Source organism: Rhodococcus sp. WS1 (genome assembly GCF_003797745.1).
Classification (GTDB): domain Bacteria; phylum Actinomycetota; class Actinomycetes; order Mycobacteriales; family Mycobacteriaceae; genus Rhodococcus_F; species Rhodococcus_F erythropolis.
The window spans coordinates 2,314,807-2,331,611 of record NZ_RKLZ01000001.1 but is presented as its reverse complement, the minus strand read 5'-3'; the positions used below and the strand labels follow the sequence as shown (position 1 = coordinate 2,331,611).

At 63.2% G+C, this 16,805-nt stretch carries 1 protein-coding gene; it reads left to right on the top strand.

Annotated elements, in window-relative coordinates; translation table 11 throughout:
- Positions 1–46: 46 nt before the first annotated feature.
- Positions 47–16,741, top strand: a complete 16,695-nt coding sequence (locus EEB12_RS10700) for a non-ribosomal peptide synthetase (RefSeq protein WP_141487748.1) — start codon at positions 47–49, stop codon at positions 16,739–16,741.
- Positions 16,742–16,805: the final 64 nt, after the last annotated feature.

Here is a 16,805-nt window from a genome sequence, read left to right as displayed (position 1 = left end):
GTGTTCGTCGTTCGATGAGCATGAACGACGATGATCGGATTTCTCGATGTCTGACCACTCTCAGGTAGCTCACCCGTCTGTATCGGGCGGTGGCGATCTGGACGCAGCCCTCCCGGCGACGGCCGCTCAGCGTGAGGTGTGGGTTGCTCAGAACGTCGATCCGAGCAGTCCGGTGTACAACATCGGACTTGTCGTCGAGGTCGACGGCACGATCGACGTCGAGCGCGCGGCAGCGGCGATCAAGGCCACAGTCGGACGCGTCGAAGCGCTGTTCGTGCACTTTCGGGCGGATGCTGACAACCAGCTGATCCAGGTGCCGATTCCGGATGCGCGCTGGGACGTGGAGATTCTCGACCTTCGCGCCGAGGCGGATCCCGATTCGACTGCGCAGTCGTGGATGGACACCGATATGGCTCGGGTCTTCGGTGCGGACGATCTGCTGTTCCGCCAGGTGCTTCTGCGAACTGCTGACGACCGAGTCATCTGGTATCAGCGCTATCACCACAGCGTGGTCGACGGGTACGGCATCTCGCTCATCGTCGCCGACGTCGCCGAGCGGTACGACGATCCGAACCTCGAGACTGCGGCGCCGGTGTGGTCGCTCGATGCGGTGGTGGCGGCCGATCTGGAATACCGGAACTCTCCGCGGTTCCAGCTCGACCGTCAGTACTGGGTCGAACGAGTTGAATCAGGACCGGAAGCGACGCGGATTTTGCATGGGCAGGTGGATGATTCGCTGCCGCCGATCGCGGCGATGCTCACGCTCGACGTCGATCGTGCAGCGCAGCTCTATCGCTATGCCGCCGACGCCGGGATTCGGCGAACTCGCCTGCCCATGGCTGCGCTGATCGCGTACATTGCACGAACCACCGGACAACACGACGTTGTCGTCTCGGTGCCGATGGCCGCTCGGGTGGGTCGCGACATGCGGCGCACTCCCTCGATGGCGTCGACGATTCTGCCGCTCGGTATTCGGGTCGAACGCTCGGAAACCATCGGCCAGTTGGCAACTCGTCTCGATACCGCCTTGATCTCGATACTCAAGCACGGGCGGTACCGGGGAGAGGATCTCGCACGCGACGTGCGAGCAATCGATCCCGACCGCCAGGTCTTCGGTCCCGGCATCAACTCGATGATGTTCGAACACACACTCACCTTCGGCGGCTGCCCGGTGCGCGTGCGTAATTCGGTGACCGGTCGGGTCAGTGACCTGGATCTGAGCGTGCGCGGTGGTCAGGACGGGGAACCGATCGAGATCGACGTCCGCGCCCCGGCCGGATTCGACAGGGAGTTGGCCGATCACACCGCCAGAATCGAACAGTTCCTCGATCGATTCGTGGCCGAGCCGCAGCTTCCGATCTCGGCACTCGACCCCATGTCGCCCTCGGAGCGTGAACTCGTTCTCCATGGGTGGAACGACACCGCAGAACCGCAGCCCGTGACGACGGTGCCGGATTTGTTGCGCAGCAGCTTCTCGGCCGATCGGGGCGCTGTCGCCGTGGTCGACGGCAACGTTCGGCTGACCTACGGCGAGCTCGAAAGTCGGGTATCGCAGCTCGCCGCGCACTTGATCTCTCGCGGTATCGCACCCGAAACCGTTGTGGCGATCGGCCTTCCGAGATCCGCCGAGATGGTGGTGGGGTTGTTGGCCGTCATGTGCGCCGGCGGCGCCTTCGTGCCACTGGATCCGTCCTGGCCCGCAGAGCGCCGCGAATCGGTCCTCGCCGATGCCGGTGCCACATTGGTGCTCACCTCGGACGGTGCAGACGACTCCGTATTGGTCGATCTCTCCGCGTGGGCGTACGAGGACGGGCCTTCGGGCCTGTCCGAGATAATGACCTCCGGCATTCGTATTCATGGTGCCCAACTCGCATATGTCATTTTCACGTCCGGTTCGACCGGACGTCCGAAGGGCGCCATGATCCGCCACGAGGCAATCTGCGCAAGGTTGCTGTGGCAGCGGGAGCGGATTCTCGGGTTCGGGTCCGGTGATGCCTCTCTGTTCAAAGCCCCACTCTCGTTCGACATCTCGATCAACGAGATCCTGCTCCCGCTCGTCTCCGGCGGTCGATTGGTGATCGCGAAGCCAGAGGGGGAACGCGACCCGCAATACCTGCTCGACCTGATCGCCGGAGAATCGGTCACTTTCGTCTACCTGGTCTCGTCGATGCTCGACATCCTTCTGGATCTGGCGAACGGGACTGATCAGCTCGATTCGTTGAAGCACGTGTGGTGCGGCGGTGAGGTTCTCACGCCTGAACTCTTCGATCGGTTCCGCGCTCAACTGTCCACGACGCTGTATCACGGCTACGGGCCGGCGGAAGCGACTATCGGTGTCTCCCATGTGATCTACCGCGAGGACGCGGAACGAATTGCCACATCCATCGGGCGCCCGAACCCCAACACTCGCCTGTACGTGTTGGACGGTGACCTGCAGCCGGTTCCGGTCGGCACCGGCGGCGAACTCTACGCAGCGGGCTTCTTACTGGGGCGCGGATATGTGGGCGCGTCGGCGTTGACCGCGTCTCGTTTTCTCGCGGATCCCTTTGTTTCCGGAGATTTGGCCGGATCCCGGATGTATCGCACCGGTGACTTGGCCCGATGGACCGCCGACGGCACCCTCGACTTCCTGGGGCGCACGGACAATCAGGTGAAGATTCGTGGCATGCGTCTCGAACTCGAAGACGTCGAAGCCGCCGTGATCTCACACCCCGGAGTGCGCCACGTGGCAGTTCTGGTGCGTCAAGCACCCACAGGTGCAAAGTATCTCGCCGCGTACGTGAGTGCAGCGTCGGGGACGAACCTTGCGGTCGACTCACAGGACATTCGCGAGTGGGCGGCGAGCAAGCTGCCCGACTACATGGTCCCGACCACCGTCACTGTCCTCGACGAGTTTCCGCTCACGGCCAATGGCAAACTCGACCGTCGAGCCCTTCCTGAGCCCGATCTCGCCGAACTGAGTGCACACGTCGCCGCGAGAAACGAAGTCGAACAACAATTCTGCACGTTGATCGCGTCGGCGGTAGGTCTCGAATCGGTTGGCGTGACCGACGATTTCTTTGCACTGGGCGGTGACAGCATCGTCGCGATCTCGCTCGTGACCGCGGCTCGTGCAGCCGGTTTGTCGATCAGTCCACGCGAGGTGTTTCAGCTGCGCACCGCCGAGGCGATGGCGCGCGCCCAATCCGGCCGAACGGCTGAGATCGTCGATCATTCGGACGAACCGATCGGCCACGTAGCCACGACGCCCATCGCTGCCAGGGCCCTCGGGACGCCGGACGTAGCACGAACCTTCCATCAGCGAGCGCTGATTCAGACTCCGTCAGCTTTGACGTCCGAGCATGTCGAGGCGGCGCTCGATGCCCTGGTGGCACGCCACGATGGACTTCGTGCGAAGTTGACTTCCGAAGGATCGCTGCTTGTTCCGGCCACCAACGAATTGGCTGTGGTCTTCGAGACCCGTGCACTACCGGTGCCGCTCGAAGAATGCGGACCGCTGATCGTCGCCGAGACCGAGCGAGCCGTCAGGCGTCTGAACCCGGCAGACGGCACGATGGTCAGTGCTGTTCTTTTCACCACTGCGACCGGTCCCGGAAGACTGTTGCTTGTCATCCACCACGCGGTCGTCGACGGTGTCTCCTGGCGCATCATCCTCGAAGACCTTGCGCGCGCGGGTATCGCAGCGATACAAGGCGACGAACCCTCACTCGCTTCGGTCGGCACGTCGGTGAGAAGGTACGCCGAACTCGTTTCGGAGGCGGTCGGAGCCGGGCGACTGGACTCGGAGATCGAGTTCTGGGACTCGGTGACTTCCGCACAACAGTCACCTCTCGGCCGTCGGGCACTCGACCCGGCAGTTGACCTCGCGCGCACCGCCGCGGCGCGATCGATCACCCTGCCTCCGGAATTCGCCGATCGATTGTTGGGCAGTGTCCCACGGGCATTCGGGGCCGACGTGAGCGAAGTGCTGATCACCGCATTGGCCGTTGCGCTGACCAAGTGGAGCGGTGCCGCATCGGTGACCATCGACTTGGAAGGGCACGGACGCGACGAAGACATCGTTCGCGGTGACGGCGCTGCGCACGTCGACCTGACACGTACTGTCGGATGGTTCACCACGGTATTCCCGGTTGCACTCGAGATCGGTACAGCCGCTCCGGATCTCGAAGCGAGCGGCGAGTTGGCGGCGGTTCTCAAGAGTGTCAAGGAGCAACTTCGACGCGTCCCGAACGCAGGCTTCGGGTACGGCGCATTGCGATACCTCGGCAGCTCGGATCAGTTGCGCAGCGTCGCAGCACCCGAGGTGGTGCTAAACTATCTGGGGCGCACTGCAGTTGCAGAGGGGGACTGGTTCCCGGTGTCGATGGACGGCGCTGCCGATCCGTCCATGCCGTTGGGTCACGCGTTGTCTGTCGACGTCGTAGCCGAGGAAGCGGCCGGTGGGCCACGACTGCGGGCCACTCTGACCTGGGCGTCGAATATCTTCCTGCGTAGCGACATCGACAGGTTTGCGCGGTTGTGGCTGGACTCGCTCAAGGCCGTGTCCGGGCTCGCAGCCTTCGGCGGCGCGACACCGTCCGACTACCCTCTGGTGGCGCTCACTCAGGCCGATGCGGACGGGTTGCCGAAGGCAGAAGAGATTCTCCCGCTCACTCCGTTGCAGGAAGGGATCTACTTCCATTCGGCTTTTGCCGATCCGGGGGCTGATCAGTATGTCGTGCAACAGGTCGTGGAGCTGACCGGCGCCGTGGACAGCGCGGCTCTGCGCCGTGCGCTGCAATCCGTCGTGGATCGACACGAGGCGCTGCGCACCGGATTCTCGGTCCTGGGCGACGGCCGGGTCGTGCAGGTGGTGCACCCGAGCGTCGTCGTGGAGATGGCAGTAGTCACGGATGCCGGCGCCGATGTGGATGAACTGCTTTCCGCCGAGCGTGCGCGTGGGTTCGACCTCGCGCAACCGCCGCTCGTCCGTTACACACTGCTCCGTGCTTCTTCGGAGAAGTACCTTCTGCTGCAGTCGATTCACCATGCGGTTGCAGACGGATGGTCGGTCCCGGTGATGCTGCGGGAGCTGATGGCGTCGTACAGCGTTGGCGATTCCGGCGTGGTGCTCCCGAGTCCGGCGCCGTACCGCAGCTACCTCGAATGGTTGGCCGGCCACGATCACGAGGCTTCGGCAGCGGTGTGGAGAAAAGCACTGAACTCTCCCGGGCCCGCGGTCGAACTTCCCGCGCCGAGCGCGAGCAGCAGCGGAATCCATGCTACCCGAGTCGAGCTGTCCGACAGTGATACTCGCGCGCTGTCGACCACCGGACGCTCCCACGGTTTGACGCTGAGCACGCTCGTGCACGGCGCCTGGGGACTGGTGTTCGGCCGAATGACCGGCCGATCAGACGTGCTGTTCGGATCAACCGTATCGGGACGCGGTGGAGACCTGCCCGGCATCGAGTCCATGGTGGGCTTGTTCATCAACACTGTGCCGGCTCGGTTGCGGTTCGATCCGGCAGAGACAGCTGCGCAAGCACTTTCTCGTTGGCAGAGGGAACAATCGGAACTACTCGACCATCAGTACCTGGGGCTACCGGAACTGCGGCGGACCGGCGGACTGGAGCAGAACTTCGAATCACTGGTCGTGTTCGAGAACTATCCACTCGGTGACACGGCAATCGCTGATCCGACGAACTCGGTGCGACTGACGGGAATTCGATTCGACGAGCGACCGGCCTACCCGCTGACCCTGATCGTCGTCCCCGGCGATCAATTGGCGTTGGAATTGAAGTACGACGCTGCTCAGGTGGACGGCGATGCCGCTGCGTCGCTGGCCGAAGCTCTCGCAGTCGTACTCACCGAGCTCTCTCGCGATCTCGACCAGGTCATCGGCCGGATCGCGCTGGCACCCGCACAGCCGGGTAGCATCGGCACGGCCTTGGATCGGCCGCGCGCAACGCTGACCGAGTTGCTGCAGGATCAAGCCGGGCGTACGCCCGAAGCCACCGCAGTGATCTTCCGTGAAGAGTCGTTGACCTACGCCGAACTTCACTCTCGCGCTGATCGTTTTGCGCATCTGCTGCACGAACGTGGCGTCGGACGTGAATCATTGGTGGCGGTTGCCTTGCCGCGCTCGGTCGATCTGATGGTTGCGATACTCGGCATCGGGAAGGCCGGGGGAGCATACGTTCCGCTCGACACCGGCTATCCGGCGGAGCGGCTGACGTACATGCTGGACGACGCCGATCCGGTGTGCGTCGTGGTGTCGGAAGATTCTTCACTCGATTCGGGTTCGGTTCCGCGGGTGACGGTATCGGAGTCCGCGCAGTTCCCAGCCGAACCGCTGAGTGTCCCAGGATCGCCCGCGGATGCCGCGTACATGATCTACACCTCGGGTTCGACCGGTCGTCCCAAAGGCGTTGTGGTCACCAACGAGGGTGTGGTCAACCGATTGCTCTGGGCGCAGCAGATACGTCCGCTGGACTTCTCCGACCGGATGCTGCAGAAGACCCCGTCGAGTTTCGACGTCTCCGTCCCCGAATTCTTCTGGCCGTTCCTGGTGGGGGCAACTCTGGTGATGGCCGAGCCGGACGGGCACAAGGATCCGGGCTATCTGGCCGACGTCATCGTCGAACATTCCGTAACCCGAGTGCATTTTGTTCCGTCGATGCTCGAAGTGTTTCTTGCGGAGCCGAAAGCAGCACTGTGCTCTTCCCTCGAGATCGTCAACTGCAGCGGTGAGGCACTGCCCGTTCACGTTGCGCGCAAGGTTGCCGAGATCCTGCCGAACGTTCTGGTGGACAACCTCTACGGCCCCACCGAGGCTGCCGTCGACGTCAGTTGGCAGCCATCGGTGCAGGACACTCCGGCAGAAGCGGTGAGTGTCCCGATCGGCGCACCCGCCGTCAATACCGGCCTGTTCGTTCTCGATCCGTATCTGCAGAACGTTCCGGCCGGTGCCACCGGTGAGCTGTATCTGGCTGGACCACAACTGGCGCGTGGTTACCATGGACGTGGGGGATTGACTTCCGAAAGATTTGTGGCGAATCCGTACAGCGACGGCGGCTCGCGGATGTACCGGACCGGTGACATCGTGCGGTGGAATGCCGACGGCGTTCTCGAGTACCTCGGCCGTGTCGACGAGCAGGTGAAGGTTCGTGGATTCCGCATCGAGCTCGGTGAAATCGAAGCGCAGTTGGCATTGTGCCCCGGAGTCTCGGCAAGTGCCGTGATCGTCCGAACCGACGGTCCGAGTAACCGCGCACAGGTGGTCGCCTATCTGGTCGGAGATGCTGATGACGCTGCGGTTCGAGGGCAGTTGTTGTCCGTGCTACCGGAGTTCATGGTGCCAAGCGCGTTCGTGCGGCTCGAGTCGCTGCCGCTGAGCCCGAGTGGCAAGCTCGACCGAAAAGCCCTACCGGCACCGGATTTCGCGGCACAGGTGGGCGAAACGACGGGAGTAGTTTCCTCGGGCGTTGCCGACCTCCTCGCCAGGCATTTCGCGACAGTTCTCGGCCTGCCACGCGTCGGGGCACGCGACGACTTCTTCACTCTCGGCGGCGACAGTATCCTGGCGATCCGACTGGTCAACCTGGCTCGTCGTGATTCGGTAGTACTGACCCCGCGTCAGATCTTCGAATTGCGCACTCCCGCTGCGATCGCCGCAGCGGTGGGTGATGTCGCCACGTCGGTTGCCACCGTCACGGCCGACATCGGCGTGGGTGAGCTGGTTCCGCTGCCGGTGGTGCACCGCTTGTCCGAATGGACGGGTGGTACCGATCGCTTCAACCAGGCAGTTCTGATCCACTCTCCGGCAACATCTCTCGATTCGATCACCGGCGCATTGCAGGCCGTGCTCGATCACCACGACGGACTTCGCCAAACCTTGATCCGACATGACCGCGGAATGTGGTCGGCGCGGATCGAGGAACCCGGCAGTATCCGGGCAGCGAACCTTGTCGTACGCGTTGATGCTCGGGGACTGGATGACGCCGAGTTGCGGACGCTCATCACCGAACGTTCCGAGTGGGCGACCAGTCGATTGGATCCGTCTGCAGGACGGATGGTCTCGGTGGTCTGGTTCGATTGCGGCGCTGAGAATCTGGGCCGACTCGCGATAGTCGCGCACCATCTGGTCGTGGACGGGGTTTCGTGGGGAACCCTGCTCGAGGATCTCGCGATGGCCTGGGTGGCCGTCGAGGCCGGAGAGCCCGCAGCATTGGACGCCGTCGGAACTTCGCTGCGTACCTTCTCCCGCACGGTGGCCGAACACGCAAGCAGTGCTCATCGATTTGCCGAACTCGATCACTGGTTGACCGTGACCGCTCCGGGCGCGGAGTTGATCCCCGGTACCGCGAGCTATGCCGTTGTATCCGGAGGCGCGAGGCGCACGGTCACGGTGGACGGAGCAATCTCCGAGGCGGCACTCGGAACGGTTGCGGCAATGCTGGGTGCCGAGGGAACGGATGTTCTGTTGGCTGCGTTGGTGATGTCGGTCGAGCGCTGGCGTCGTTCCACCGGTCGCAGTGAGCGCGAACTGCTGGTCGATCTCGAAAGGCACGGCCGCGAGGAATTGGTACCCGGGACCGATCTGTCGCGAACAGTCGGCTGGTTCACCACGATTGCCCCGATGCGACTGCTCGGCGGAACCGACCCGGTGGACACGCTGCGCGAGGTGAAGGAGAGCCTGCGGGCGGCTCCGGACGGCGGTATCGGCTACGGGATGTTGCGGTACGTGAATGCACGTACGGCATCGAGATTGGCGGGGCGCTCCGAATCTCAGATCCTGTTCAATTATCTCGGACGTACGACGACAGCTGGATCGACAGCATGGTCCCTGGCAGCGGAATCCGAAGCCATGTCCACCGATCCCGACGCAGACATGGGAGGTCCGTATCGGCTGATCGTGAATGTCGTCAGCGTGGATTCGGAACTCCGTGCCGACTTCGCTTGGGCAAGTGAAGATTTGTCCGAGGAGGATGCGCAGTCACTCTCCGACGGCTGGGTTTCGGCGCTCGGCGATCTGGCGGCTGCGGCCGCGGAGCATGACGGGCCTCCCATCCTGACCCCGTCCGATGTGCCGTTGCTCGACCTGAGTCAGGCCGAGATCGACGCGATAGCCGACGCGAGCCCGGCCGGTGTCAGCAGCATCCTCCCACTCTCACCGTTGCAGGAAGGCCTGTACTTCCAAGCCGGCTACGCAGGCAGCAGCGACAGCAGTAGTGGTGGAGACATCTACACGGCACAGTTCTCGATGGATTTCGGGCACACCCTCGATGTCGACAAGTTGGCTGCGGCCGCCCGGACACTTCAACGACGAAATCCCACGTTGCGAGCGGGATTCGTGAGCGAAGGACTGAACGAGCCCGTGCAGTTCTTCAGTGCGGGACTCGATGTTCCCGTCGCCGTCCACGATCTCCGTCAACTCGACGACTCGGCTGCTCGTGAGCGCGCCGAGGCCGTCGCCGCCCAAGACAGAGTGACTCCATTCGACCTGACCGCGCCGCCGCTGTGGCGTATGAGCGTGCTGCATCTGCCCGGCGGACATGATCGACTGGTGATCAACAGGCAGTTCCTGTTGTGGGACGGCTGGTCCAACGGCCTTGTCGTCAGCCAGCTTCTGGCGCTGTACGACACCGGCGGGGACGACAGCGCATTCGGCGAACCCGAGGGGTCGTTCGAGGCCTACCTCGCCTGGTTGGCCGACCGCGACGGTGCAGCCGCCGACGCGGGGTGGCGCGGAGCGCTCGCAGGACTCGAGGAGCCGACGCTTGTTGCCGAGCCTGCGCCCGGCGTCGAACCTCAGCTTCCGGATCGCCGCGATGCGGTTCTGTCGGAACCGCTTTCGCGTGCATTGCGTGAGCGCGCTGCCGCGTCCGGGGTCACGTTCAATACGGTACTGAACGCAGCGCTGGCTCTGGTGCTGGCGTCGGCCACCGGTCGACAGGACGTCGTCTTCGGCTCCACGGTTGCCGGAAGGCCACCGGAGGTACCGGGAATCGACACCGTGGTGGGCATGTTCCTCAACACCGTTCCCGTTCGGCTGCAACTGGATCCGAACGAGAGCGTCGAGGAACTTCTTCGCCGAACGCAGGCGGATCGTCTTTCGCTGATGCCATTCGACTACCTCGGATTGGCCTCGATCCAACGTGTTTCCGAGCATCGTCAACTGTTCGACGTGCTGATGGTCCTGCAGAACTTCGTGGACGAGAAGCAGGTCGACGCACTCAATGCCGCACACGACGTGAGCGGCAGCGACAGTATCGATCACACGCACTATCCGCTGACCGTGGTTGTCACCCCGGGTACCACCGTCAACATCAAGTTCGAGTTCCATCCGCATCTGGTGACCGCGCGCCGAGCCGAGGACCTGCTCGGTCACTTCGTCGACCTGCTCCAGAGTTGGTCGCAGGATATGACAGGTTCGGTCGTTGCGACGCCGATTCCCGCGGTAGCGCAGCAGACGCAGATCCGAGAGTTGCCGGAGCGCACCATTGCCGACCTGTTCGAAGAGGTGGCGTCGGCGCAACCGAACGACACGGCACTCGTGTTCGGGAAGCGTCGGATGACCTACGCCGATCTCGACGGCGAGATCAATCGGATGGCGCGGTTGCTGATCAACTACGGCGCCGGGCCGGAAAAGATCGTGGCTCTTGGTCTGCCTCGCTCGGTGGACATGGTCGTCGCGCTCTTCGCCGTATTGCGCACGGGTGCTGCCTATTTACCTCTCGAACTCGACCATCCGGCCGAACGGTTGGCCGTGATGATCGACGACGCAGATCCGGTCGTGTTGCTGACGACTGTCGCCGCCGCACCGAAATTCGAAGGCGCGGACGTCCGCACCGCGGACATTCGGACCATCGTGCTCGACGAGCCGGACACTGCGGCAAGGCGACTGACGATCTCGGCGCGGGCACTCTCCGCGGCGGAACTCGGAGCATTCGCCCCGGGAGCACCGCATCGGCTCGACCACCCCGCGTACGTCATCTACACCTCCGGTTCGACCGGCAAGCCCAAGGGCGTGGCCACCGGTTACCGCGGCCTGACGAACATGCAGTTCAACCACCGAGAGGCGATCTTCGAACCGGTGATCGCCGCGACGGGCCGGCGCCTGCGGATCGCGCACACCGTGTCCTTCGCCTTCGACATGTCGTGGGAGGAACTTCTGTGGCTCGTGGAAGGTCACGAGGTCCACATCTGTGACGAGGATCTGCGTCGTGATGCCGAGGCGCTCGTTGCATACTGCGACGCACAGGAAATCGACGTCGTCAACGTGACACCGACCTACGCGACGCACCTGATCGACAGCGGGCTGCTCGACGACGGTGTGGGACAACACCGTCCTCCGCTGGTCCTGCTCGGCGGTGAAGCCGTTCCGGATTCGGTGTGGAACAGGCTGCGCGAGACCGAAGGAACCGTGGGCTACAACCTCTACGGTCCGACGGAATACACGATCAACACTCTCGGCGGCGGAACGACCGACAGTGACACCCCGACGGTCGGCAAGCCGATCTGGAACACCGCCGCGCACATTCTCGACGGCTGGCTGCGACCGGTCCCCGATGGAGTTGCCGGCGAACTGTACATTGCCGGAGCCGGTTTGGCTCGCGGCTACCTCGGACGCTTTGCGCTCACGTCCGAGCGCTTCGTCGCAGATCCGGCCGGGACCGGAGAACGTATGTACCGCACCGGGGATCTGGTTCGGCGACGCGCTGACGGCAACCTGGACTTCCTGGGCCGCACCGACGACCAGGTGAAGATCAGAGGTCACCGCATCGAGCCGAGCGAAATCGTCTCCGTTCTCGAATCCGACGAGCACGTGCGGCAAGCAGCGGTCGTGGTCGACGTCGGGGCGGGCGGAGTCAAGAGGCTCGTCGGCTACGTGACACCCGTGCAACTCGGCGCCGTGCACGACTATCGCGCGCAGGCGCGAGTTCTCCTACCCGACTACATGGTTCCGGCCGTGGTGATCGAGGTGGAGTCACTACCGATGACCGTCAACGGCAAGCTCGACGTCAAGGCACTGCCCACGGCCGATTCGGTGCTGGGGGAGCGGAGTGGGGAGTCGATTGCACCGCGGAACCACACGGAAGAGGTTCTCTGTGAGCTCTTCTCCGACGTACTCGATGTGGACGACATCGGTGTCGACGACAACTTCTTCGACCTCGGTGGGCACTCGCTTCTGGCCACCAAACTGATCAGTCGAGCTCGGATCGCCATTCCGAACAGTCTGACCATGCGTGATCTCTTCGAAGCGCCGACCGTCGCGGAACTCGCGGAACGCATTGTGGTCGAGCAGGGATCGACGCGACCGATGCTGGTAGCGAAGCCGCGGCCGGACCACCTTCCACTTTCTGCCGCTCAACAGCGTTTGTGGCTGATCGGACAGATGGAAGAGAACTCCGCGGCCTACAACTTCCCGATCGTGCTCCGCTTGGACAGTGCATTGGACGCGGACGTCTTCGCCGCGGCGCTGGGTGACGTCGTTGGACGACACGAATCCTTGCGTACGGTGTTCCGGTTGGTGGACGGAACACCGCAACAGATAATTCTCGAATCGGCGAAGGTTCCGGTCGAGACAGTTCATTCACGGGAATCCGGTGTCGCCGGCGAAGTTGCAGTGGCAGTGGGCCGTCCGTTCGACCTTTCGAACGAGATTCCGATCCGCGCCCGTCTGATCCGAGTAGACGGTGCCGTAATCGTCGTGATCGTCCTGCATCACATCGCAACGGACGAATGGTCCGATCGGCCGTTCCTGCGCGATCTGATGTCTGCCTACTCCTCTCGGATTCAGGGCGAGGAGCCAGCGTTCGAACCGCTACCGGTTCAGTATGCGGACTACACCCTGTGGCAACGGGAATTACTCGGCAGCGCCGACGATCCGTCGAGTGTCCTGAGCACGCAGTTGGACTTCTGGGCGAAGAGTTTGGACGGAGCCCCCGAGGAACTGCTGCTTCCCACCGACCGGAGCCGACCGGCCAGACCGAGTTTCTCCGGTGGCGCAGTGGTAACACGGTTGGGTGTGGACACAACTGCCGCACTGCGAGATCTGGCGCGCGAGAGCCAGAGTTCGATGTTCATGGTCCTGCACGCGGCGTCGGCGGCGTTGCTGACTGCGCTCGGAGCGGGTGAGGACCTTCCCCTCGGCGCTCCCGTAGCCGGACGTAGTGAACAGGGGCTCGACGACTTGGTCGGCTTCTTCGTCAATACGATTGTGCTGCGCACGGATACGTCGGGTAACCCGACGTTCCGGGAGTTGGTGGATCGCATTCGCGAGGGAGACCTCGAGGCCTTCGCCAACGCCGATGTTCCCTTCGAAACTGTGGTGGAACGCCTCAATCCGTCGCGCACCTTGGCACGCAACCCGCTGTTCCAGGTCATGGTCGGCTATCACAGCCGCGAGGAGATGGGCGGGGATCCGTTCGAACTCGAGGAGTACACGGCCAAGTTCGATCTGGTGTTCAACTTCACCGAGTACCTCGGCGACGAAGGCTGCATCGACGTCCGACTCGAATACGGCAGCGACCTCTTCGATCGCGAAACAGCACAGCGAATTTCGAACCGATTGGAATCGGTGATCGCGGCAGTCGTGGAATCGGCCGACATTGAGATCGGCGACATCGACATCTTCTTGCCCGGCGAACTCGAACAGGTTGTCACCTCGTTCAATGACACCGCCGTCGACGTGCCGGAGGAAACGTTCTACGACGCCTTCGCGCGTGGGGTCGCTGCTACACCCGAGGCGATTGCGGTGCGCGACGAGGCGGGGCAGGCCACGTACCGCGAGCTCTCCGAGCAATGTGATCGGATAGCCGGCGTGCTGTATCGGCGCGGGGTCTCGGTCGAAGACGTGGTGGGACTTGCCGTCCCGCGTTCGGTGGAGATGGTCGCGTCGGTCCTCGCCGTGCTCAAGCTGGGGGCAGCGTATCTACCCCTGGATCTGAGCCACCCGAGCGAGCGCATCGCCTACATGCTCACCGATTCTCGCACGTCGGTACTACTGTCCACCTCGGAGGAAAGCTCGCGGATCGAGGATGTGGCCGGCGTCGAGCGAATCCTCTTGGACGATCCGCTAATCCTTGCGGAACTGGAAGAGGCAGCGATCGTCGAAACTCCCAGGCCACCAGTTGGCGTCAACCACGCGGCCTATGTCATCTACACTTCGGGATCGACCGGCAAGCCGAAGGGCGCCGTCCTTTCTCATGACGGTATTCCGAGTCTTGTTGCGACAGCCGAGGTTCGGATGCGACTGGTACCGGGTTCGGTGGTGATGCAGTTTGCTTCGGTCGGCTTCGACGTTGCGGTATTCGAATTGGCGATGGCTCTGTGCACGAGCAGCACCCTGGTGATCGTGCCGCAGAGCGCACGAGTGGCCGGCCCGGCGTTGACCGATTTCATGACGAGCAATCGCGTGACTCATGCAATCATCCCTCCCTCGTTGCTGGCCGCCCTGCCGGCGGGATGTGAAGTACCGCAGGGTTGCACGGTGTTGGTCGGAACCGAGACGGTTCCGCCCGAGCTGATCGGGCGATGGGCGGAGCGGCTGAATTTGCTTGCTGCGTACGGACTCACCGAAGCCACGGTGAACAACACTCTGTGGCAGGCGGAACCCGGTTGGAACGGTGCTGTGCCCATCGGAGTCCCAGACCCCAACGAACAGGCGTACGTGCTCGACGATCAACTGCGTCCGGTTCCGCCGGGAGTATCCGGCGAGCTGTACATCGCGGGACGCGGCCTGGCGAGAGGCTACCTGGGCCGGTTCGATCTGACGGCACAGAGATTCATCGCCGATCCCTTCACCGCGGGCGATCGCATGTATCGCACCGGCGACCGAGCGCGGTGGCGCTCGGACGGGAACATCGACTTCCTCGGCCGCGTGGACGATCAGGTCAAGATTCGCGGTTTCCGAATCGAATTGGGTGAAATCATCGGAGCTCTCAGTGCCCATCCTTCGGTGAAGCAGGCAACGGTCGTCGCGGATCGGCAGGGCGAAATCACGCGCCTGGTCGGTTACGTGTCACCCGAACCCGGTGCTGTGGTGGACACGACGGCAGTGCGAAATCTCGCTGCAATGTCGTTGCCCGATTACATGGTCCCGACCATGGTTGTCGCTCTCGATGGTCCGCTCCCGTTGACGCCCAACGGAAAGCTCGACCGCAAGGCGTTGCCCGCTCCGGACTGGTCGGAGTTGGCGGGTGATGTTGCTCCTCGCACTGCCGTGGAGTCCACGGTTGCAGCTGCCTTCGCGGAGATATTGCAACTCCCGAGCGTCGGAGTCCACGACAGTTTCTTCGAACTCGGTGGACATTCGATGGCTTCGATGAAACTCGTCGGTCGCATTCGTGAAGCGTTCGGCGTGGACGTCAGTATTCGAGACGTGTTCGACGCACCGAGCGTTGCGGAGTTGGCGGCAGTCGTTGCGCGTTCGGAGGGTGGACGCCCGGTCCTGGCGCCGGCGGCGAGGCGTCCGGAGACTATGGGTCTGTCTGCGCCGCAACGTCGTCAGTGGGAGTTGTTCCGCGCAGCCGGCGAGCACCCGCAAGCAAGCCACGCTCTGGCGCTGACCCTGAAATCGAAGATCGATCCGGAGATTCTCGGGCACGCCTTGGACGATGTGACGTCGCGGCACGAACCCCTGCGGACCACCTTTGTCGAGGTCGACGGCATCGTCGTGGCAAGAGAATCGGTGCGGCCGACTGTCGATGTGGTCGATGTCGGCGCCGGCGATGTAGGTCGAGTGGTGTTCGAACTGGCTCAACTTCCGATGGATCTGCGTGAGCAATCGCCGTTGCGGGTTCATCTGGTGCTCGGTGAAGACGGCTCTCGGACACTGCTTCTCGTCATGCACTACATCGCCGTCGACGAGTGGTCCGTAGTGCCGCTGCTGGGAGATCTGGTCTCTGCTTATGCAGCCAGGTCGCAGGGAGATCAACCGATCTGGGACGAGCTTGTGTTGACCTACGCCGACTACACCGTGTGGTCGGACGAGCTGTTGGGAGACCCCCTGGACGTCGACAGCCGTGCGTCGAAGCAACTTGCGTACTGGCAGGATGCGCTCGACGGAATACCGACCAGTGTGAATCTTCCGTTGCCGGAAGATGACTCGGAACCTCGGGGCGACGTGGTCTCTGTCGCCATCGACGCGGATCTGCACGCCAGAATCGACGCGCTGGCTGCGCGCACCGGGACGAGCATGTTCATGGTCCTTCAGGCTGCGCTGGCAGCCGTTCTCACGAAGGCTGGGGCGGGTACCGATCTTCCGATCGGTTCATTGGTTGCGGGCAGGTCGGATCCCCGTCTCGAACCGATGATCGGATCCTTCTTCAATGTTGTTCTCCTGCGCACGGATACGTCCGGTAGTCCGACGTTTGCAGAATTGCTCGGTCGGGTGAGGGAAGGCAACCTGGAAGCGCTGAGCAATCAGGACGTCTCGTATGTGTATGTCGAGCAGGCTCTGGGTAATCCGGCGTCCATGAGACCTCAGGTGATGGTGATCCATCACCAACAGGCGGATTTGGACGGGCTCGGCGACTTCGGTTCTCTCGTACCGATTCCGGTGGGAGTGCCCGATGCGGATTTGACGTTGAGTTTTTACGAGCCGGTGGGCGAAGGGCCTGTTTTTGCAACTCTCGGGTTCCGTGCCGACCGCGTCGATGCGGGCGCGGTCCGTGAATGGGCAGGTCAGCTGGTCGACGTGATCGAGGCTGCGGCCATCGCCGAAGGGGATGACGTGAGTGAAGGGGCGAAACTATGACATACGTCGCATCGCTCCGCGGGGTCGACCGCTATACGGGGGCTCACAGTATTGATACCCTCAC